Source organism: Paraburkholderia sp. GAS199, assembly GCF_050436585.1.
In the GTDB taxonomy this organism is placed as follows: domain Bacteria; phylum Pseudomonadota; class Gammaproteobacteria; order Burkholderiales; family Burkholderiaceae; genus Paraburkholderia.
In genome coordinates this window covers 771,453-792,810 of the sequence record NZ_JBNDMM010000003.1, presented here as the reverse complement: position 1 = coordinate 792,810, position 21,358 = coordinate 771,453, and the positions used below count along the sequence as shown (strand labels likewise).

At 55.5% G+C, this 21,358-nt stretch carries 15 protein-coding genes; 10 read left to right on the top strand and 5 right to left on the bottom strand.

Features of this window, described 5'->3' with window-relative positions:
- Positions 1–545 precede the first annotated feature (545 nt).
- Positions 546–1,544 carry a LysR family transcriptional regulator gene (locus P3T18_RS15170; protein ID WP_429300733.1) on the bottom strand — a complete coding sequence of 333 codons (999 nt, stop codon included), beginning with the start codon at positions 1,542–1,544 and terminating at the stop codon, positions 546–548.
- 158 nt (positions 1,545–1,702) lie between these two features.
- Here P3T18_RS15170 and P3T18_RS15165 point away from each other — a divergent pair, with 158 nt between their 5' ends.
- From P3T18_RS15165 to P3T18_RS15130, 8 genes are all read left to right on the top strand, one after another.
- Positions 1,703–3,292, top strand: a complete 1,590-nt coding sequence (locus P3T18_RS15165) for an efflux transporter outer membrane subunit (protein ID WP_429300732.1) — start codon at positions 1,703–1,705, stop codon at positions 3,290–3,292.
- 3 nt (positions 3,293–3,295) lie between these two features.
- Entirely contained in the window at positions 3,296–5,473 is a 2,178-nt protein-coding gene (locus tag P3T18_RS15160) for an FUSC family protein (RefSeq protein WP_429300731.1), read from the top strand.
- 14 nt (positions 5,474–5,487) lie between these two features.
- Positions 5,488–5,688, top strand: a complete 201-nt coding sequence (locus tag P3T18_RS15155) for a DUF1656 domain-containing protein (protein WP_429300730.1) — start codon at positions 5,488–5,490, stop codon at positions 5,686–5,688.
- 13 nt (positions 5,689–5,701) lie between these two features.
- Positions 5,702–6,586: an efflux RND transporter periplasmic adaptor subunit gene (locus tag P3T18_RS15150; RefSeq protein WP_429300729.1), complete on the top strand. Its 885-nt coding sequence runs from the start codon at positions 5,702–5,704 to the stop codon at positions 6,584–6,586.
- Between the two features lie 1,104 nt (positions 6,587–7,690).
- On the top strand, positions 7,691–9,406 hold the full coding sequence (locus tag P3T18_RS15145; RefSeq protein ID WP_429300728.1) for an NAD-dependent malic enzyme: 1,716 nt from the start codon (positions 7,691–7,693) through the stop codon (positions 9,404–9,406).
- Positions 9,407–9,434: 28 nt separating this feature from the next.
- The gene (locus P3T18_RS15140; protein ID WP_429300727.1) at positions 9,435–10,382 is read left to right on the top strand and encodes an AEC family transporter; all 948 of its coding nucleotides are present in this window, start codon (positions 9,435–9,437) and stop codon (positions 10,380–10,382) included.
- A 170-nt stretch (positions 10,383–10,552) separates the two neighbouring features.
- A complete protein-coding gene (gene poxB, locus P3T18_RS15135) occupies positions 10,553–12,274 on the top strand; it encodes a ubiquinone-dependent pyruvate dehydrogenase (RefSeq protein ID WP_429300726.1) in 1,722 nt (573 codons plus the stop codon).
- Positions 12,275–12,743: 469 nt separating this feature from the next.
- On the top strand, positions 12,744–13,697 hold the full coding sequence (locus P3T18_RS15130) for a helix-turn-helix domain-containing protein (RefSeq protein ID WP_429300725.1): 954 nt from the start codon (positions 12,744–12,746) through the stop codon (positions 13,695–13,697).
- Between the two features lie 42 nt (positions 13,698–13,739).
- Here the strand turns inward: P3T18_RS15130 and P3T18_RS15125 are convergent, their stop codons facing one another.
- The 4 genes from P3T18_RS15125 to P3T18_RS15110 form a co-directional block, all read right to left on the bottom strand.
- Positions 13,740–16,616, bottom strand: a complete 2,877-nt coding sequence (locus tag P3T18_RS15125; RefSeq protein ID WP_429300724.1) for a winged helix-turn-helix domain-containing protein — start codon at positions 16,614–16,616, stop codon at positions 13,740–13,742.
- Between the two features lie 523 nt (positions 16,617–17,139).
- The gene (locus P3T18_RS15120; protein ID WP_429300723.1) at positions 17,140–17,859 is read right to left on the bottom strand and encodes a hypothetical protein; all 720 of its coding nucleotides are present in this window, start codon (positions 17,857–17,859) and stop codon (positions 17,140–17,142) included.
- A 161-nt stretch (positions 17,860–18,020) separates the two neighbouring features.
- Positions 18,021–18,455 carry a tautomerase family protein gene (locus tag P3T18_RS15115; RefSeq protein ID WP_429300722.1) on the bottom strand — a complete coding sequence of 145 codons (435 nt, stop codon included), beginning with the start codon at positions 18,453–18,455 and terminating at the stop codon, positions 18,021–18,023.
- Between the two features lie 233 nt (positions 18,456–18,688).
- Complete coding sequence (locus P3T18_RS15110) at positions 18,689–19,603, bottom strand: LysR family transcriptional regulator (RefSeq protein WP_429300721.1); 915 nt, start codon at positions 19,601–19,603, stop codon at positions 18,689–18,691.
- 273 nt (positions 19,604–19,876) lie between these two features.
- Between P3T18_RS15110 and P3T18_RS15105 the strand changes: the two genes are divergently transcribed.
- Positions 19,877–20,155 (top strand): hypothetical protein, encoded by a 279-nt coding sequence (locus P3T18_RS15105; protein ID WP_429300720.1) that lies wholly within the window; start codon positions 19,877–19,879, stop codon positions 20,153–20,155.
- A 125-nt stretch (positions 20,156–20,280) separates the two neighbouring features.
- Positions 20,281–21,252 carry a LysR family transcriptional regulator gene (locus P3T18_RS15100; protein WP_429300719.1) on the top strand — a complete coding sequence of 324 codons (972 nt, stop codon included), beginning with the start codon at positions 20,281–20,283 and terminating at the stop codon, positions 21,250–21,252.
- The last annotated feature ends 106 nt before the right edge of the window (positions 21,253–21,358 follow it).

Genomic DNA, 21,358 nt, shown 5'->3' with positions numbered 1-21,358 from the left:
CCCTCGATAGGTATAAAGGAAAGGAATCGTCAAGTACGTCCACAGAGAATAACCGCAGAAATACACCGCTTGGGAGGCGCTCCATGGGGTCTGTGGAGTGTGCCCTCCGAATGACTGACGAGGATCTCTAAGATCCTCAACCACGGCCCCAGCGGGACCATGCAGCCTAACAACATTGGAGCGGAAATCACCGTGCCAGTCTGGCGCTCGGCCCCCTATCAAGACACTCTGACGTCTGAGGTCAACATTCACAGTGAATTCAGAAGCCATACCGGGCTGCCCCTTCAGTTTCCAAAGGCTCCCGCCAACTTTGACCAGGGCCGTTGTTGACTGCACACGAGTCCAATTCTGAAGCCCTCCATGTGCTTGCAGAGCAATCTTGAGCAGCTCGTCCATTTATACCCCTCGGCGGGTGTCAACTCTCATAAATATCGTTATTCCTCGAGAGTTTCCGATTTAACCAAGAAATTCAAGTTAAAAAGCGCTAATTTATAGTTAAATATCCGATGATAATCGCTTTATTACAATGAGCAAGCGATTAGTCATTACTGGCCACGCGCAGATCGAATCGCTTCCAAGCGTCGCGCCAATTCTTTGGGAGCGAGCTCGCCGCTCGTTAAGTCATTAGGTTGACATTGATCTTCGGCCAGCGTCTTCGGAATTTCTTCTTGTAAAAATTCGATCCATGCCGCGATCTTCACGTCCAGATATTTTTGTGACGAATGCAGTGCATAGAGATACATGTTCTCAGCGGTGTATTCCTGCAGTATCCAGACCAACTCGCCGTTTCGAAGACCTCTGATTGCCTGATAGATAGGCAGCAAGGCGACTCCCATGCCTTCCCGTACGGCAACGGCAAGAGCGTCGACTGAGTTCACTTGAAAAGCGGCGCCGCCAACCGCGTGGACTTCCTGACCATTGGGGCCGTCAAGCGTCCATTCACTGCGTGACGAATTCGGAAAGGCTGATTGCAAGCAGGTGTGCCTGCAAAGATCGGACGGGACTAACGGTCGCCCATTCCTTTCAAGATACCCAGGAGAGGCGCAGGCAATGCTAAATGCGCTTGCCAAGCGCCGGCAGCCCATTCTTGAGTTCATCACGGTTTGCGCGAAAACAAGTGCCACGTCATAACCTTCCTCCAGCAGATCGGGCATTCGCTGACTTAAAGTGAGATCAACCACGACGTCCGGAAATCGTCGCTGGTAACGACTGATTACCTGCACGATGTAGTGTTGACCGAGGGCCGCCGTTGCATGAACTTTCAATTTTCCAGAAGGCTTTAAAAGACCTTCAGACGCCTCCGCTTCGGCCTCGTCTACCTTCGATAAAATTTGTTCGCAGCGTTGCAGGTACCGTCTGCCGGCTTCTGTGAGCGCTATGCGCCGCGTGGTACGGGTTAGCAGCCTTATCCTCAGGTGCGCCTCCAGATCGGAGACGGCGCGCGACGCATAGGCAGTTGTTGTATTGAGGTTACGGGCCGCAGCAGTAAAGCTCCCCGCCGTTGCGACGCGAACAAACATCCGCATGCTATGTAAGGTATCCATGATTCCCCTTTGTTAGCCATAGCGATTTTTGCACACGTCTCAACTCTAATTATTACAGCATCGACAACAATACATTGTTGCATCGAATTATTCAGGATTGCGTCAAATAGATATAATTCTCAGCGACTACATTCTGCTAATAAACGAAAGGGGGATTCGTGCAATCTCAGATATCAAAAGGGATCGCAACCCTCATATCTATTGCAGCGCTAGTATTAATCGATGGCTGCGCGAGCAACGGGAGCTTAAAACCCGACTCTCGACGAATCGAGCCGGAAGACATCGACGTTGGCGCGGCCATTCAAACTGCGAACCGTGATGCAAAATGGCCTATGACCGATTGGTGGCGTGCGTATAGCGATCCCCAGCTTGACGCGTGGATTGAGGCGGCGAAGAAAAGCAGTCCCACGCTTGCAGTCGCGCAAGCCAGAGTACGTGAAGCAGTATCGTTGGCGGGCGTGGCGCACTCCACTCTGGCGCCCCAACTAAACGGTAATCTCTCTATCGAACGCCAGCATTGGGCGGACAACGTTTTCTACGGTCCCGGGCCGCTCGCTGACGCGACTACGTGGAACAACGTTGGGACGGTGGGACTGACGTACCACCTGGACTTGTGGGGAAAGGATAAGAATTCTGCCGAACGCGCACTCGATCTCGCCCATGCAACAGCTGCTGATGAACGTGCAGCTCAACTTGAGCTTGAGGCAAACGTTGCCCGGACCTATATCAACCTGTCGATGAATTACGCGTTGCTTGACATCGCTCGATCTACTCTCGAACAGCAGCATCAGATTTATGATCTGGCAAGTCGCCGGCTTAAAGGGGGCCTCGGCACTCAACTGGAGTTGACCCAAGCAGAAACACCTCTTCCTGAATATGAACGCGAAATTGATGCCTTAGAGGAAGAGGTTGCACTTGGCCGCAATCAGCTTGCAGCCCTAGCAGGAAAGGGCCCGGGTGCAGGCGACTCAATCATGCGCCCAAAGCTTTCACTTGATACGCCTGCGAAGCTACCTTCTGCATTGCCTGCGGAACTACTCGGCCATCGGCCGGACGTTGTCGCGGCCCGATGGACGGTCGCGGCCCAAGCGCGGGGCATCGACGTAGCCAAAGCTAATTTCTATCCTGATGTCAATCTACTTGCGTCATTCGGTGGCTTCGCTGCCGCAGGCCCACTCTTTCGGTTTCTTCGTGCCGCAAATGGTGGATGGACTGCAGGGCCGGCATTGTCCCTACCGATATTCGATGGCGGCCGTCTGCGCTCAGAGCTCGGGGCTTCGGACGCGGGCTACGATGTGGCCGTAGAACAATACAATCAGACCATTATCAGCGCACTGAAGGATGTTTCGGATCAAGTAGTCCGGATGCGCTCACTTCAAACGCAGGAAGCCGACGCGGAGCGGTCGGTCGCTATTGCTCGCAAAAACTACGATCTTTCCAAAGAAGGCTTTCGTCGAGGCCTGACTGACTACCTGAATGTCCTAATCGCCCAAAATCAGCTGCTGCGAGCACAGGAAGGAGTCGCTCGTACACAGGCGCAGCGCTTGAACGCACATGCGTCGTTGATGACGGCTCTCGGTGGTGGGCTCGTGGAGTCTGAAGATAGTCCGGAAAGCAACGAAATGGCACCCGCACATGGCCGACGCCGTATAACCCCGAGTTCCACATCAACCGGCTCTCCCCCGGTTACTCCTCTCAACAACACAGATTCGGCTAGTGCCGCCGATCCAAACAAAGCACGGGAGTGAGACATGGAAACGCGCGCACAGACAACGCCCCGCAGTCCAGTGGCAACGGCAATGCTTTCCGCCGCAAGTAACTGGATGCGCACGGATGGAAGCACCTGGCTTTATCTCGTCAAAGCCCTCATCGCCGCCTTCCTCTCGCTCTATGTGGCGATGAAGCTTGAACTCCCGCAGCCGAGAACGGCGATGACCACGGTTTTTATCGTGATGCAACCTCAAAGCGGCATGGTGTTCGCGAAAAGCTTTTATCGGATCTGCGGCACCGTGGTGGGGCTTCTTGCGATGCTCGCACTTATCGGTCTCTTTGCTCAACAACCTGAACTGTTCATCCTCTCGACTGCGATCTGGGTAGGTATCTGTACGGCTGGAGCCGCACGATATCGCAACTTCCGCTCATATGGCTTTGTGCTCGCAGGATACACGGCTGCGCTGATTGGATTTCCTGCATCACAGAATCCAGATGGCGCGTTTCTATCCGCGCTAACACGCGTGGCTGAGGTAGTTGTTGGCATCATCTGCTCAGGCGCGGTCAGTGGCCTGATTTTTCCCCAATACACAGGCGAGCAAATCCGCACAACTGTTCGCGCTCGGTACAGCGCATTTGTGGAGTATGTCTCATCCTCACTTGAGGGAGAGGTCGACCGGGCTGGCATTGAGGCAACCAATGCGAGCTTCGTGGCTGACATTGTTGGATTTGAGGCAGCACGAAGCGTAGCAGTTTTTGAAAGCGCCTTTTCAAGGCTGCGAAGCAGGCGTCTTTCGCGCCTAAATAGCGAGTTCATGACGACATCTACGCGCTTTCGAGCACTGCATCAGTTAATGAACCGACTGTATGCAGAAAGAGCGGTCGAGGTGATAAAAGCGTTGGAGCCGTACTATAGAGAGATCGGCCCCTTGCTGAAAAAATCAGGCGAACCGATCCTGACTGCAGCGGATGCACGTGTTGCCGCCGCGCAGCTCGAAGACTTTAAGCGTAAGCTTCCGGGACGCTTTCGTGCTACGCGATCCACGCTTGAAAATCAGCCGAACCTGCCGCTTCTGGACTTCGACACAGCGTCGGAGCTGCTCTATCGATTTGTCGATGACCTGCACGCGTATTCGGCAACTTATGCCTCTCTTGCGGTGGACACGCATGAGCGCGAACGCTGGATTGAACGTTACGAGCCCAAGACCAATGCAATCTTTGCTGCAGTTTCAGGCCTCCGAGCAACGGGACTTGTGATTGTCCTTGGAGCGTTCTGGATTGAGACTGCCTGGCCGAGCGGGCCAACCCTGCTTGCGGTCGGTGCGACGACGTCTGCACTGGCGTCTACCTTCCCAAATCCAACACGCATGGCAATCCAGATGGCAATCGGAGCGGGGTTGTCTGCTCTCGCAGGTCTGTTCGTCACCTTCGGGATCTATCCTCGTATTGACGGCTTTCCGCTCCTTTGCGCCGCCCTAACCCCGTTCCTTCTCTTTGGCGTATTCATGACCACCAGACCGAAGCTGGTGGGCTACGGTGTTGGCTATTGCATATTTTTCTGCTTTCTTTCCGGGCCTGACAATGTCATCCAGTACAACCCGTCGGGCCTGATTAACGACGCGATAGCATTGACCGTGACCACACTGGTCGGCGCGATTGCCTTCGCCGTTTTCCTTCCCCCATCGACAAGATGGATGCGAAACCGGTTGATGGGAGAGTTGCGGCGCCAGGCTGTGGTGGCATGTCATGGGCGCCTCCGTGGTCTGCGCTCGAGATTTGAAAGCGGCACTCGCGACCTGATGTTTCAAGCTTCAACAACCCCGGATAACAATCCGCAATTCAAGCGCGACGCGTTGCTCTGGATGTTTTCGGTGCTTGAGGTTGGTGGTGCCGTCGTCGACCTTCGGGAAGAGATTGCGCGGTTGTCACGCCACGCACGGCATGGGAATGCGGTCGCATGGAGGGTAGCCGAACGTAGAATGCGCGAAACATTGGCCACTCTGTTTGGCAGACCGAGTAACCAGAACATGCATGACGCGCTCGTCGCGACGAATTCCACTGTGGGAATGCTGGTGAACGTCCTTGCAGACCCAGTTGATCATGATCAGGAGCCCCGCCTGCGACGCATTTTAAGTCACCTGCATTTCATCCGTAGCGCACTCCTTGATCCGCAGTCACCACTAGACAAGTACCGCGTGTCTCAAAACAAAGCCAAATGAGATAGGACTAAACCATGCCACGTGAAATCGCGGTCCTGGATGCTTACATTCCGGCCATCGTGCTTTTGTTTGTCGTTGGCGGCGTGCTGACCTGGTTCCTGGATCGCCTGATTGCCTATACCGGCCTTTATAGGATCGTCTGGCATCCAACTCTATTCAGGGCATGCCTGCTTGTTTGTGTTTGCGGCTCATTGGGTCTTACCGTCTACCGCTGAAGCGAGTCGAATCATGTACATCCGAAACATATTGGGTTTTGTCATCACGATTGTGATTTTCGCTATTGCGACATTGATAGGAAGATCGTTATGGGTTCACTACATGGACGAACCGTGGACCCGCGATGGGCGTGTGCGTGCCAACATCATTAATATTGCGCCGGATGTCTCTGGTGCCGTTGTGGGGCTTCCTGTTCACGACAACCAACCAGTCAGAAAGGGAGATCTCCTGATGCAGATTGACCCTTCTCATTATCAGATTGCTGTCGAAGAAGCAGTAGCGGCAGTGGCTGCGCGAAAGGCCGAACTGCAAATGCGCCGAGACGATGCAAAGCGTCGCGATGATCTTGACAACCTTGTCGTTTCAAAAGAAAGCCGGGATAACGCAACCCATTCCGCGTCTGCTGCTGAAGCGGCGTACCAGCAGGCGCTCGCAACGCTGGACGCGGCAAAACTCAATCTTGAACGGACCCGGGTGATCTCGCCTGTCGACGGCTATGTCACTAACCTTGCCGTCTTCCAGGGCGACTATGCCATAGCGGGATCGGCCAAACTTGCCATCGTTGATAGCCATTCATTCTGGGTCTACGGCTACTTTGAGGAAACGAAACTACCTCACGTTGCCATCGGCGACGCAGCTGAAATGCGCCTGATGAGCGGCGGTGTATTGCAAGGTCACGTGGAGAGCGTTTCACGCGGCATCTACGACCGGGACAACCCGCAAAGCCGGGAACTGCTAGCAGATGTGAACCCAACCTTTAACTGGGTACGGCTCGCCCAGCGCGTTCCGGTGCGTATCAAGATCGACTCAGTTCCGGACGGTCTGATACTCTCAGCCGGGACTACCTGCACCGTAGTCATACCCGCCAAGCTATCGACTAAATGGGTTGCGCGCTAATCGCGCAACTGAAAGAATTTCCGTTCATCCGCGCGGGCTGTTGCCCGCGTGCTTATTTGTCATCGTGTAACTCCCCTGCATTTAATCGATCTTTCCGGTGCCCTGGCACCGTTTTTCGGCAAACGTCAAATTTACGGCCGATGGGTCTACTAGAAATTTAGAAAGCCCACGTGTCTCGCGGTCGTCGGCATATGCCGGACTGGGCAGGCTAGCGCGGACCATGCACAACGTGCGGCTCGGATAACTAAATCGCCGCCCTATTAGCGATTATTAGCAAGCTTTTACTGCCGTCGAATGAGTCCCAAGACCAAACTGAAATCATCGACGCCGAGATAAACGTCATGACGGCCTTCGTCGATCGTAGACCCGGTTACGTCTGCCAATGAGGTGCTGTGTGAACGTTTCTGCGGTGCAAATCGGACATCCGCCTTGTGATGTGCCGCTTCATAACTTCTGGAGTAGCTATGGTCATGTTCAAACGAGTGAATCAGCCATGGACGCGGGCATCGGCTTATCTCCGCGAGATATCTGGATTGATGTGCGCTCGTCATCGCCCATTTGCCCTCGGAACATCTCGCCCCTGTCAGAACTATTCTAAGACGATCCGCAGGGCCATGCGTCTTGCTTTGGCGAGTAGCCATCCGGCTTTGTCGCCGTCCATGCGGCAGCGTCATATCGCCCGCCGGATGCAAACGCGGCGCACGGTACGACGAAAATTGAGCCGAAGCCATAAGGCTCAGTAGGCCCGCATTCGCAGTCGGTCTTCACCCGAATAAGCGATAAATTCACCGATAGACAAATGCGACGGGCAGCGTCACGAACCTAGCAACAACCGCGTCTCCTGTCGCCTGGAAAGATCATGTTCGCCAAGATTTCAAGCTTCAGAACTGTGGCTCAGCGGAAGATTCCTATATTAGTCTTGACGCGAAAAATTCGCATGGGCCATCAGTCGTAGGCCGGAGCAACACCACGTTTCGCGCCTCCAAACTATCGAATAGATTTTCACGAATTGAAAGAATCCATCGCTTGTCCACAGTGGCCCGGGGCGTGACCCGCATATCTTTCTTGCAGCAAAGCTCGTGCTCAGAATCTCCCGAGGAACACATGTCAAACAGCTCATCACAAATTGCAAAAGCAACCACACTTAAAACCGGGCTCTTCGGGTTCCAGTTGCTGGCCGATCCTCTGCTGAACAAAGGTACCGCCTTCACAGAGAGGGAGCGGGATATGTTCGACCTGCATGGGTTCCTTCCGCCAAATATCGGAACGCTAGATGAGCAGGTTTCCCGTCGCCTCCAGGCTCTGCGGGGATTCGAGTCAACTATTGAAAAATATGCCTTCCTGCGTGATCTCCAAGACACAAACGAAACGCTGTTCTTTGCACTTCTTGTGCAGAATCTGGAAGAGCTTTTACCAGTCGTCTACACACCAACGGTAGGCGCCGGATGCGAGCAGTTCAGCAAGTTGTTTCGGAAGCCACGAGGGATTTTTCTCAGTCCGCCGCACGTGAGCCGGATGGACAGGATTCTTGCTCATCCAAGGTTTGATACAGTCGAAGCCATCGTGGTGACGGACGGTGAGCGGATTCTCGGACTGGGCGATCAGGGCGCTGGAGGAATGGGCATTTCCATTGGCAAGTTGTCGCTCTACACGGGATGCGGAGGACTGCACCCGGCTACGACGCTTCCGGTGATGCTTGACGTCGGTACCGACAACCCTGACCGCCTCCAGGACCCGCTCTACATTGGCTGGCGACACGAAAGAATACGTGGGCAGGAGTATGACGACTTTGTTGATGCGTTCGTTTCGTCCGTAAAAAAGCGTTGGCCTCATGTGCTTCTGCAATGGGAGGACTTCGCCAAAGGCAATGCAACCCGTTTCCTGAGTCAATACCGTGACCAGCTTTGCACCTTCAATGACGATGTGCAGGGCACCGCTGCAGTTGCAACCGGAACTCTCTTGAGCGCTATCAACGTCACGGGCGTACCGCTTGGCGAGCAACGGATTGTAGTGATGGGGGCTGGATCTGCGGGATGCGGTATCGCAGGTCTCATTCGCACCGCACTTGTGGACGCAGGCCTGTCAGACGAAGACGCCGGCAAGCGGTTCTTCATGGTTGACCGGGAAGGTTTGCTCGTCGAAGGAATGGAAAACATTGCAACTTTCCAGTTACCGTTCCTCCAGCCCCAGGCCACGACCAACGGGTGGACGCTCGACCATCCCGACAGAATCGCGTTGCTTGACGTTGTTCGCAATGCGAAGCCTACCGTCCTTATTGGGGTTTCAGGACAGGCAGGCGTTTTCTCCGAGGCGGTTGTCAGGATGATGTCGAAGCACAATGAACGGCCAGTCATTTTCCCGCTATCCAACCCGACGTCGCACGCAGAAGCGACTCCTGCGGACATCGACGCGTGGAGCGACGGCAAGGCGGTGATTGGCACAGGAAGTCCGTTTCCGCCACTCATGAAAAACGGAAAACAGTTCAAGGTCGCTCAAACCAACAATTCGTATATTTTCCCCGGCGTAGGTTTGGGGGCGATCGCCGTACGGGCCAGGCACATCAGCGACCAAATGTTTATGTCCGCAGCCAAAGCCCTTGCATCGGCCTCTCCGGCACAGGGCGATCCCGAAGCGTCTCTTCTGCCTCCAGTAAGTGCGTTGCGCGAAGTAGCCATATCGGTGGCCATCGCGGTTGCACGACAGGCGCTCGACGAGGGACTCACAGAAGGCGTCGAAGCCTCAGAAATCGAGAATCTGGTTCATGAACGAGTGTGGGATCCCTTATACCTTCCCTACGACCGCGACTCGGAGGCTGATTGAACATGGCCACCGTCAACAGAGGTGCGCATTGATCGAAACCATTTTAAATGGCTTGCTGCCCGTTGCATTCGTGATCGGTCTCGGATGGCTTTCTGGACGTCTCGGTATGCTCCATCACGACGATGCCGGCGTCCTCGCCGTGCTCGTCGTCAAGTTTGCACTACCACTTGCGTTGTTTGAAGGCGCCACTCGCACGTCGCCAGAAAAGCTTGGAAGCCCAGGTCTGGGCTTGTGTCTGACATTCGGATTGATGGGGACGTTCGTGCTCGCACTAGCGGCAGGCCGTTATGTCTTCAGGCACGATCTGAAAACTTCAACGATGCAGGCACTGGTATGCGGGTTTCCGGATATGGCGTATTTCGGGGCACCAATTCTTGCGGCGATGTTCGGACCCGAAGGGTTCCTCGCGGTACTTGTCGGCAATCTGGTCACAAGCATTTTCATGCTGCCCCTAACGATTGTTCTGACCCAGCTAAGTGGCAATACCGCTGAGTCCACAAGCCTCTCGATGATTCTGCAGATACTGTTACGCAGCGTCTTCGGCGCCGTAAGGAATCCCATCGTATGGCTTCCTCTGATGGGCGTCGCAATCAGCTTCGCCCATCTCACGCTGCCAGTTCCGGTTCAGAACGCGGTCGGGCTGATGTCGAAGGCAGCAGGTGGGACCTCCCTTTTTGCGCTTGGACTGATGCTTTATGGGGAGAAATTCCGGATCAATCCGAACGTCCTTTTTAATTTGGGAATGAAAAATCTCCTGCAGCCGGCCCTGATGGCTGCAGGGTGCTTCCTGTTCGGGCTATCTGGCAGCATCGCCCATCAGGCAATCATCACAGGTGCTGTGCCCACTGCCACGGCAGCAGCGATGTTTGCGCTGCGAAACAAGACTTACACGGCCGATGCAACGGCGACGATTCTGATCAGCACAATCCTCGGTATTGCAACAGAAGGCGGTCTGATTGCGCTCCTGTCGCGTTGAATATTGTGTCCGCATGTAGCGAAGCGGCGCTGTGAACGGCGGCACTCGCGGCCCAAACGTGTTCCGTAACGATGGGCTTCATGCCCGTAATCGAATGGCTGACGTTTTTGGACCGGGCTTGACAAGGCACTGGCACTCGCCAGTCCAAATCCTTGATAAAGGAGCAAAACATGGCGAAGCAGACTATCGCCGACTATCTGGCGAAAACCCTCGCACTAGCTGGCGTGGAAAGAATCTGGGGCGTGACCGGTGACAGTCTGAACGGCCTTGCCTACAGTCTCGACAAGGTGGGTTCAATTCGATGGATGCATACGCGGCACGAAGAAGTCGCCGCTTTCGCCGCTGGGGCAGATGCGGCTTCGTCGGGTAAGCTCGCGGTGTGTGCCGGCAGTTGTGGCCCAGGAAATCTACATCTGATTAATGGTCTCTTTGACTGCCACCGAAATCAGCAACCGGTTCTAGCCATAGCGGCGCACATACCGTCGACGGAAATCGGCCTTGGCTACTTTCAGGAAACTCATCCGACAGAGTTGTTTCGCGAGTGTAGCCACTATGCCGAAGTGGTCTCGAATGCCTCCCAGTTTCCCCGTGTACTCGCGAGAGCCATGCGAACGGCCATCGAGTCTCGTGGCGTCGCCGTGATTGTGCTGCCCGGGGACGTCGCGCTTAGCGATGCTCCCGAGGAAGCTCCGAGCTGGTTCACTTCTGCCCCGCCTGCAATCGTCCCGGCGCCCGCTGATATCGAACGTCTTGCAGCGTTGTTGAATGGTTCCGAAGCTGTGACGCTGATGTGCGGTAGCGGAACGGCTGGCGCGCACGATCAGGTCGTCGCTCTCGCTGATGTTCTGGGAGCGCCGGTCGTACATGCGATGCGGGGCAAGCAGTTCGTTGAGTGGGACAATCCTTTTGACGTTGGAATGACAGGTTTGATTGGTTTCAGCTCCGGCTACCACGCAATGCTTTCCAGCGACACGGTATTGCTGCTCGGTTGCGATTTCCCATATCGTCCGTTCTATCCGACCGATGCCAAGATAATCCAGATCGACTGGAATGGCGCCAAGCTGGGCCGTCGCGCGCCGCTCGCCCTCGGCCTTGTCGGTACCGTCAAGGAGACACTGGAGGCTGTTCTGCCGAAGCTGCAACGGAAAACAAACCGGGGCTTTCTCGACAATGCCCGTAAGCACTACCAGCAAGCTCGCAAAAGCCTTGACGAGCTTGCCACTCCATCGGCGCCCGGTCAGCCTGTTCATCCGCAGTACCTGACCCGGCTCATCGATGAAACGGCCAGTGAAGACGCAATCTTCACCGTAGATGTGGGCACACCGACTGTCTGGGCCGCGCGCTACCTTACCGTCAATGGTCGCCGCCAGATTCACGGTTCTTTCAATCACGGCTCCATGGCGAACGCCATGCCGCAAGCGCTCGGTGCGCAAGGCGCCAATCTTGGCCGCCAGGTCGTTTCACTATCAGGGGATGGGGGGCTGTCGATGCTTCTTGGCGATCTGCTGACCGCCCGTCAACTTGAGCTGCCCATCAAGGTTGTGGTCTACAACAATAGCCTTCTTGGATTTGTGTCAATGGAACTCAAAGCCGCTGGGTACCTTGACACCAATGTGGACCTGGCAAAAACCGACTTCGCCGCGATTGCCCAAAGCGCGGGACTATTCAGCATCAGGGTCGAAAACTCAGAAGATATTGCCGACGCCCTGAAGAAGGCATTTGCTCACCCGGGCCCCGCCCTCGTTGATGTTGTGACTTCGAAGCATGAGCTCGCTATGCCGCCAAAGGTGCAGTTAGCCCAGGCGAAGGGTTTTAGCCTGTACATGCTGCGTGCCATCCTCAACGGCCGTGGAGACGAGATAGTCGAACTCGCTCGCACCAATTTGAGATGACAAGCCAGAGCCCGCATCGACTGCCGTGATCAGCGGCAAGCGACAGATGTGGCAGTCGTTGCTGACTCATTCGTAGACGAAACAGATTGCCCCATCGCTGACCTTGACTGCTGAATTATTCCAATAATTTTCCCAACGATTATTCGACGATCGTGATTTTCGATATCGCAGACTTTGCTTTTCGACCTGAACTGCGTATCCACGATTCGGAGGAATCAGGCCTGTTAATTTTTGTTAATCGCATTGCGCGTCGTTCGCCGACGCGCCCGCCATCGGGCCGATTCAGCATTAACAGCAAGCAACTTCCCCGCCCTCATCTTCGTGGATAGAGTAAAGACTGTCGGCGTGTCCGCCGCCAGTCACGATTGATTCCGACCCGACGTTAGCAGGCGGATGGAATCCTGCCGGTAGACGATTTGAATCCAGCAACAAGCAGATCAATTGTCTGAATTATCAATGGTCATTGCGGATGAAACTCGATTCAGCACAATCCCAGCTCGGCATTGCCGCCGAAGATTACGGCGACGTCTCACAGACTCGTCTGGAGCTGGGGCCTCTTGTGGTTGTTCATGTGCGTCGCGAAGGCTTGCGTCGGGCAGCGATCACTCTTTCTCGAAGTGAGAAGTCCAGTTTTCTCTGGATAAGTCTTGGCTCGCCCGCCGCTGTCAAAATGTGGCTGGCGTCTGGACCGGCACGCGTCAACCAGTCGGCTCCAGATTCAAGCTGGGTTACCCGAGCCGGAGAGAGTTCGCTTGTCGAAGTGGAAGGTTTGTTCGAGGCTATCGCGCTAGCCTTTAATGCGGACCGCTTCGACCCCTTTGCTGTTGCGGCCGCCACATCTACCGGGATAATACAGAGCGCGTCGCCGATGGTGGACTCGGTCACACACGACCTCTGCTCCTGTCTTGCTGCTGCCTTGGGGCGGCCTGGCAGCCAGAGTTACACATTCCTCGGGATGGTGATGCGCGCCTTGGCGGTTCATCTCGGCAGTCTGTGCAGCAAGCGCTTCAGCGAGGCACCATCGGACGCGCGAGGGCGACTGGCTACCTGGCAGGAGAACCGCGTCAAAGAGCTCATCGCCGCCAAGATTGACTCCAAAATCAACCTGAAAGCGTTCGCAGACGAGTGCAGCCTGTCTGTCAGTCATTTCAGCTATCTGTTCAAGCGCACGACGGGGCTTTCACCTTATCGCTATCTGATAAATTGCCGGCTTGCCCGCGCGAAGGATCTCATGCAAAAAACGCCTCTAACGCTTCTGGAGATTGCCCTTTCTGCAGGATTTGGATCGCAGATCCAGTTCAATCGAATTTTCTCCCAGACCTATGGCATTACGCCGGGCACGTGGCGTCGACAGAACCGTATTTCCTCGGGACCGCTATCGTCCGAGTCGGCTCGCCGTACCTGCGAACTCAGGCCGGCATAAGCCCGAGCCGTTCACGATCCACACGGATCCACACGCTACGAGTCATGAGCGAGGCAAATCGGACGCCTTCGGCACGTGGGACGGCATATCGCTGACCACCGTTGCGTTGCGACCGGCAGGGACCCGATTGCCGCCGGCGCGAACCAGAAGGTTGTTGGCCTCAATCAGATCACGCGTACCGAAACCCTGGTCGAACCTGCGCAATATGTCCTCAAGCAGTTGCGCTGCTTCGTCGCGCCTGTCTTCGACCAGCAATAGCCTTGCCAAACTCATGGTTCCGCGCAACTCCCAGGAGATCGCGCTGTTTTTCCGGGCGGTTTCAATCGACTGCATGAATAGCTGCCTGGCTTCGGCAGCGGCGGTCTTTCCCTGACGCTCCAGTAACCGCTCACCGCGCGCCCTGTAAACCTCCGGGACCGCGAAGCCAGCTGTCGTGTCATCCGCCCTGGCTGAAGTCGCCGGAGTAAGCAGCCTCCAGTTCATCGTGACCAACAGGTCCTGCAGCAGCGGGCCGAAACCCGTGAACTTGAACAGATCTGCCGGCACTCGTGCCTGACTAACCGCAAGCCCCTCCATCAATACCAACACCCACTGCTTCCAGAATTCCAGGGACTGCTCCTGAGCAATTTTCTCAAGGTGGCCAACGAACTCTGTAAGTGCCGCATCGTCGCCGGTCCATGCCATCACGGGGCATCCACCCGTCACAAGAGCGTGGCAAATCGACAATGGATGGCCCAGTGCGATTACATCCTCGATACAGTCATGAGCGACGGCAACGGCACTGTCGATCTGTCCAATCTCCCAGAGCGACCTCGCCCGAAGCGCTTCGAGCGCACTTTCATGGTCATACCTCATCAGCATTGGGGCATCACGGTCTACGAACTTCTGGGCATAAAGATTAGCTGCCATGTCTACATCAGCCAACACGTCGAGCGGCCTGCCGTCCCAACTGGTCACTATCGCGCGTAGTCGATGAAACATCGTAGTGGCCTCGAGCGACGTATGCCTTAACTCCCCAAGTCTGTCGACAAAACCCATCGCCGCGACGTAATCGCCGTCCTTGATCATCAAGATCACAAGACCGTAAAGGGCGTCGATCTGCGATTTCAACTCTCCCGCAACGACTGCCTTCTCTAGCGCAGTTGCGAACGCCAGGTAGCCGGGGGAGCGGATGCCTGTCGACAAGGAAGATATGTTGAAGTCCGCGTGCCCGAGCGCCAGATGGAGCCGAAGGTCAACATCGGGCAGAACCAGCCTTTCATCCTCCAGCCGAATTAGCGCCTGCATTGAGCGCTCACGGTATTCGGTCATCAGCGCAAACTGATGCCAGACCGGTGCAGCGGCGACCGTGATTCTGCAGCCCAGCGTGACATTGCCTGACGGAGAAAACGCCCAGTCGAGTGCTCCGCGTACGTCGCCAATCAACCTCTTGCTGGCCGCCTCCCACTCGGCTTTTGCAGTAAGCGCATGCCCAGATTCTTTGCTCCGAAGAAGCCTGAGGAGATAGGAGGCATGACGCCCGGAAGCCGCCCTGTCCTCCCCAGCATCGCGCAGCTTCTCCAGTGCATAGGCGCGCGTACTATCGAGCAGACGGTACTGAACGGGTTCGGCATCCCGCACAACGGACACGAGAGAGTTGTCGACAAGCGCGGTCAAAACCGGATAGAAGAAGCTTTCCGGGTTATCCATCGCGCCAGCAACAGCGGCCCCTGCATCGAAATCGAAATTACCCGCGAAAATCGCGAGCTGGCGTAGGGCCGCCTTTTCGGCATCCAGCAGGATGTCATAGCTGTAATCGAGCGTTGCCCTGAGTGTCCGATGGCGTGGCAGCGCTGCACGATTGCCCTGCGTAAGAATCTCGAAACGGTCGGTCAACCCAGTGAGCAGTCGCGAAACGCCCAGGATTTTTACCTGCGAGGCGGCCAACTCCAGAGCCAGAGGCAGGCCGTCCAGCGCTTTCACGATTTGGCATACCGTTTCGACGTTGTCGGGAGTCAGCTCGAAGGTATCGACTTTTGAACGGCATCTTTCGAGAAATAGCTGCACAGACGGATATTGCAGAGCCCTATCTACTGCAAGGGTGCTCGCCTCCTTTGGGATTTCGAGCGGCTGCAAATGATAAAGCCATTCACTCCGGGCATTTAACGGCTGCCTGCTGGTGGAAAGAATCAGAACTTCTGGGGCCACCTCCTGGACAGCCTCAACAAGTTCAGCCACGGCTTCGAGAACGTGCTCACAGCTGTCTAGCAGCAACACCATCTGCTTGCATCGAAGAGCGTTGATTACCGCATCGAGAGGCGTTGCAAGATTCACAGGGGCACCGACCGCCGCAGCGAGCGCGCTTGACACCAGTCGTGCACTACTGACCGACGACAGGTCAACGACGACGGAGCGAACATCCCTCATCTGAGCTACCGACTTCAATACCGCCGTCGCCACGGTGGACTTACCTACTCCGCCAGGCCCCACAATAGTCACAAGGCTGCGTACCAACAACAGTTGTGCCACGGCTGCGATATCAGCCCGGCGTCCAACGATTCCCGGGTGTGACCTGTCCACATGCCGGTTGAGAGCACCAATGAAACAATACCCTCGACCAGCCACGCTTTCGATGAACTTGGGCTCTCCCGGCCGTTCTCCCAGAGCTTTGCGCAGCTTGAACACCTGGACGCGCAGATTCACTTCGTCAACCACGGTATCCGGCCACACGAGGTTGGTAAGCTCTGCCTTGGAGACGATTTCACCCGCTCGGCTCACCAACGCCATCAGGATGTCAAAGGCCCGGTCGCCGATAGGCAACACCTTTCCGCTCGACATAACCCGACGCTCCCGGATTGATATCCGGAATGAGCCGAAGGTAATATCCTGCGGCCCCGTAAGCGGGCTGGCAAAATTCTCGCCACCGTCAGGAAACCGCATTGTTTAAGCTCCAGTTATACGAATCCATATCAACTTCAGCCTGGCATCCCGACAACATGTCCGCGAGCCGAACCGAACGCCCTTCCGGCATTGCTCGGGCTATGCCCTTGCAGCTACGTACGAAACCTTGCTCAACTCAGCGCTACTGCCGGTCGGTCGTGCACGCGAGGCGGTCGAGGTGCGTACGCGATAGCGTTCAAGCTACACCGGTGCGTCCCCCTCCGCGAAAAACATGTTGACTAACACAAGTATCTTGTCAGCTTACATGGGCACAATTGACGCAGCAAGGGCGACAACTATTGGATCAAACCGGCTGCTGGCGGGCCTTCCGGGCTGGCTCGGGCTTCCATCGAACCGTTCGCGTTGTATAGATCCGACGCGCGAATCCGCGCGTGCGTGACTGGCGAAAGGGGAAGTTAGACTCGGCTTGAGAAACCCTGAAGTGCAGCAGGTTTCCCGTGAAACGCAGTAGTTTCAAAGGCCGATGGGCAATGGAAGCTGGCGTCAGGCTACCGCAATCAGCTTAACTAAATTCAATTTCTGAAAGGTCGATTGAGACGAGCAAACGGTCAGGCAGTGGTCGCTGATTATCGTCACGAAGATAGGCGCGCCGACGGGTCGGCAGCTTTAGCCCATCCACTTCTACGTGCTCAGAAACATATTGGGCAGCCGCGAATGAACCTGCAATTTCGACGACATAGTCGTGGCGCCTGATCAAAAAACTGTCGTCGAAATAAAAGTCCTGCTGTTTGCTGTGTGTCGCTATCCATGCTGGAAAGGTTGCGCGAAGACCACGCCACGATTCGCCACCCTCATCCCATCGGTCTATTTCCTGCGTCGAGACGCCGGGCAACGTCAAGAGGAAAGGCGTCGTCAGATAGGTCCACATCGCGTAGCCATTGAAGTACGCGCGGTCAAGTGGATCCCATGGTGTCGTCATTACATGACCTTTGAAAGACTGACGAGGCGCCACGCGCTCTTTCAAAACGTCACCATCCAATGTTTCGATTGCAATGCGCTCAGGCGTAAAGGAAGTGCAGCGGTCCGGCGCGCCGTACGGTGACACAGAGGCCCACTCCTCGCGCAGTCTTGCTTTCATGAGGCGCGGCGTACTGTCTTGCGGCTGCCCCTTTATTCCCCAAAGCTCGCCCCCTGTGACGATCGTTGCCTGGACCTGCTTGAACTTGTTCCAACGGTCGATTCCTCCGTGGGCATCGACAACTCTTTGCAACAAATCACTCATGATGTACCTCAGACAGGCCGAATGGTGAACTTGACAGCACGGCTCGCAGCAATCCAAACCGACCAACGTTCGGTCTTTTTGCTTGTAGATTCCTTTCACTAACGCATGTCGACCCAACGGACCGACTTCACGGCCGATATGGAAGGCCCCCCACGTCCAGATCACTGGGAGTTTCGGGCCTTGGCGGCAAGAGCGATGAACTCTTCGCGACCAAACGCAGTGCCTGAAATCCCCCAGCCGCCTTCGGCCGCTTCCGTGAGCAGTACACTTGTGCGGCCAGCCTGCCCCGGATCGCCAGACACCTTGGCCACTATTCCGGTGATCTCTTTGACCAACTGCTTCTGACCATCCCGGCTCAATGCGCCGGGCGGCGTGAGAACCTGAACCCTGACAATTCGCGCTTGGTCTTGGGCGGCCGTCTGGACCGTAGGGGGGTCCATGTGATGGATGAAGACCGCTGTGTTGTTAAGATGGAACTCTCCGGGACTCGCGACACCCTCTGCTCGCAGAACAGCAAGCGTGATTTCTTCCCCGAGCTGGCGGTCGCAATCCTGCGGAAACAGGCCACGGGGAGCGTAAACATCAATCATTGGCATGATGGAACCCTGTAATAGAGCGGATATGAGTTTTCTTGCGCACCGCTGGTCCTTCCATGAGACTGACCTGACACAACGTCTTCCTCAATAAAGAGAGAATCGGTGTCAACCAATAACCGCTGCTTACACCGAAGCCAAGACCAGCGACGTCCGGGACAGCGAATCAAATCAACTGCACACAGGTGTGGCGACGGCCCTCAACCGATAGTCCGCAACTGCCAGATGGCACCTCGTCAACCCGGCTTGGGCGTGCCGCCGTTGCCATAAGAACTTGCAACGTGATCTATAAATGCCTTCACCTTTGCCGGCATCAAGGCACGCGTGTTATACGCAAGGCGGATCTCGATTGCACCTTCCACCAGTTGGAAGTCTTCCAGCAGCCGAATCAGGCGACCGGACGTCAGTTCCGCCTCCACTACCGCAGCCGGTACCACGCCAATCCCAAATCCCTCCAGAACCAGTTCCCGGTTGAACTCAGCATTGTTAGACGACATGTCGAACTTCATCGGAATGTTCAACTGTTCGTCGCCGACAACAAAGCTCAAGGAAGGCTTGCGGATGGATGGGGACATCGTCACGAATGAATGCTCAAGCAGATCCTGAGGGACCGTAGGTGGTGTCGTTGATGCGAGGTACTGGGGCGACGAGACAACCACAAGCGGTATGCGATCCAGCAATCGGGTGACCGTTGTGTCGCTGGTCAACATGTACGGGAGCACAATGCCAAGGTCATAGCCGTCCGCGACAAGATCCACTGGCCGCTCGGTCAGGGTAACGTCGAGGCTCACCTTCGAATAACGCCGTTTGAAGGCGGATATCAACGGGACGAGTCGATTGACAGTTGCGGTTGTGTGCGCAACCAGTCTCAGAACGCCAGATGGTTCGCGGGCCTGGGCCAAGGCATGCTCTTCCAGCAGTTCGAGATCGTCCAATATTCTCGAACAACCTTCATAAAACCGTTCAGCGGCCTCGGTCAGCGAAACCTGGCGCGTTGTTCGATGAAATAATCGGCTAGAAAGCCGTTGCTCAAGGCTGCCGATCGCACGTGATACAACTGGTGGCGTCAGTCCAAGCATATCGGCCGCTCGCGAGAAGCTTCTGGCTTCGACCACACACCGAAAGACCTTCAGGCTTTCCAGATAGTCCATGTATCCTCGACTCAGTTGAGCCCCTCGACACGTGCGGGAAAGGTCAGTGCATTCGCCCTTACTTCTGCGGAACGTTTCGCGCGCTATGCGCATCCAGTCATGCCAGTAGTACGTACGACCAGCGTGGGTCAACCTAAGTGTGAGCACAGATACTAGTCTCGATCGGGGAAACCCGACACTCGCAGCGCTGAATTCTGAATTTACAAAGATTGAACGCCTTCTTCCATTAAAAGCTCCATTATCGAACACACAGTGCTCGCTTGATCCATCGTATTGGATGGGCCACACACTCGGGAAAGCGCGCAAAGCGACGACGACAAAGCCGGGCCCATTCAACCGGAGATATTTCCGAACCTGATGCTGGCTCAAGTAAAAATAACCTTCTTTACTGCCTTAAATTTAAAAGCATTCGATGCGACCAGCCTGCCCCCTCAAAAACACCAACCGACCAATTCAATTACTGAGAAAGGTTTATTTTCGTTAGCGAAATTTAGCGATCTTTTACTAAAGGCTCGCCGAGGCATCAATGAAAATAAATTTCTGAGAAATTGAATTTGCGCGTATCTGCTCCGATCCTCAGGCGTGCCGCGCCCGCCGGGCCACGACGGCCATCAGCTCTCGTAGCGAATATCGCATCGACCGGGCATTACCTATCCACCGCAATTCCGAGAGAATATATGGATCGCCTCAACGCCATGCTTGTTTTCACAAGAGTCGTCGAAAGCGGCAGTTTCGCTCGGGCCGCCGACACACTAGACCTCGCGCGTGCATCCGTTACGGTCATCATTCAGAACCTAGAGTCACACCTTAAGGTTCGGTTGATTAACCGGTCAACGAGGCAACTTAGTCTCACTTCCGAAGGAGAGGCGCTCTATGAGCAGTGCGTTAAAATTCTGGCGGACGTCGCTGAACTCGAGAGTAGCTTCACGAACGGCGAAGTGGCTCCCGGCGGGAAATTGAGAGTCGATGTCCCATGCGCCATCGCAAAGGCGTTCATTATTCCGGCACTCCACGACTTCAGAGACGCGTACCGGGATATTGAACTAACCTTGAGCTTTGCAGACCGACCAGTGGATATCATCCAGAACGGAATTGACTGTGCGCTACGTTTAGGGCCTCTTGGCGACTCGAGCCTCGTTGCACGCCGAATTCGTTCGTTCGCGAGAATAACCGTTGCGTCACCCACCTATCTCCGACACCACGGCCTCCCACTATGCACGGACGATTTGCGCGCACACAACGGGGTGCGCTATCTCGCCGGCAGCGCAAACCGATCGCCGGACATGTCGTTTACTGTGGGCCGCGAGACGGTCGATGTGAATCTAAACAACAGCGTTTCCGTCACGGATTTTGAAGGATATCTGGCATGTGGCCTTAACGGGCTCGGATTGATACAGTGCCCTCGCTTTATGGCATTGCCTTACTTGCTTTGTGGGCAGTTCGTAGAAGTTCTTGAGCATTTCCGCCCTAGTCCCGTTCCCCTTTCCGTTGTCTATCCCCGTAACCGTCATCTATCGAAAACCGTCCGTGCGTTCGTCGACTGGACCGTACAGCACTTCCAGCGCACTGACGCACTTGACGCAGACGAACGTCCACCCACTGCGCATGACCGGACGGCTCCTGCAGAACAGTCGGTGGTGGTGGCTTAACTATGCCCCGAATGTTCTGGCTTGAACATGTTTGCGTATCCCGACATCGAAGTTGTAGAAAACGCTTCGGATCATATCTGCCCTTGTCTTGATCTGGGAATCATGC

What these genes read in the sequence shown, in the direction of transcription:
- P3T18_RS15170 (WP_429300733.1), bottom strand. Translation starts at nt 1,544, where the DNA reads ATGGATACCTTACATAGCATGCGGATGTTTGTTCGCGTCGCAACGGCG.
- P3T18_RS15160 (WP_429300731.1), top strand. Translation starts at nt 3,296, where the DNA reads ATGGAAACGCGCGCACAGACAACGCCCCGCAGTCCAGTGGCAACGGCA.
- P3T18_RS15155 (WP_429300730.1), top strand. Translation starts at nt 5,488, where the DNA reads ATGCCACGTGAAATCGCGGTCCTGGATGCTTACATTCCGGCCATCGTG.
- P3T18_RS15150 (WP_429300729.1), top strand. Translation starts at nt 5,702, where the DNA reads ATGTACATCCGAAACATATTGGGTTTTGTCATCACGATTGTGATTTTC.
- P3T18_RS15145 (WP_429300728.1), top strand. Translation starts at nt 7,691, where the DNA reads ATGTCAAACAGCTCATCACAAATTGCAAAAGCAACCACACTTAAAACC.
- poxB (WP_429300726.1), top strand. Translation starts at nt 10,553, where the DNA reads ATGGCGAAGCAGACTATCGCCGACTATCTGGCGAAAACCCTCGCACTA.
- P3T18_RS15130 (WP_429300725.1), top strand. Translation starts at nt 12,744, where the DNA reads ATGAAACTCGATTCAGCACAATCCCAGCTCGGCATTGCCGCCGAAGAT.
- P3T18_RS15125 (WP_429300724.1), bottom strand. Translation starts at nt 16,616, where the DNA reads ATGCGGTTTCCTGACGGTGGCGAGAATTTTGCCAGCCCGCTTACGGGG.
- P3T18_RS15120 (WP_429300723.1), bottom strand. Translation starts at nt 17,859, where the DNA reads ATGAGTGATTTGTTGCAAAGAGTTGTCGATGCCCACGGAGGAATCGAC.
- P3T18_RS15115 (WP_429300722.1), bottom strand. Translation starts at nt 18,455, where the DNA reads ATGCCAATGATTGATGTTTACGCTCCCCGTGGCCTGTTTCCGCAGGAT.
- P3T18_RS15110 (WP_429300721.1), bottom strand. Translation starts at nt 19,603, where the DNA reads ATGGACTATCTGGAAAGCCTGAAGGTCTTTCGGTGTGTGGTCGAAGCC.
- P3T18_RS15100 (WP_429300719.1), top strand. Translation starts at nt 20,281, where the DNA reads ATGGATCGCCTCAACGCCATGCTTGTTTTCACAAGAGTCGTCGAAAGC.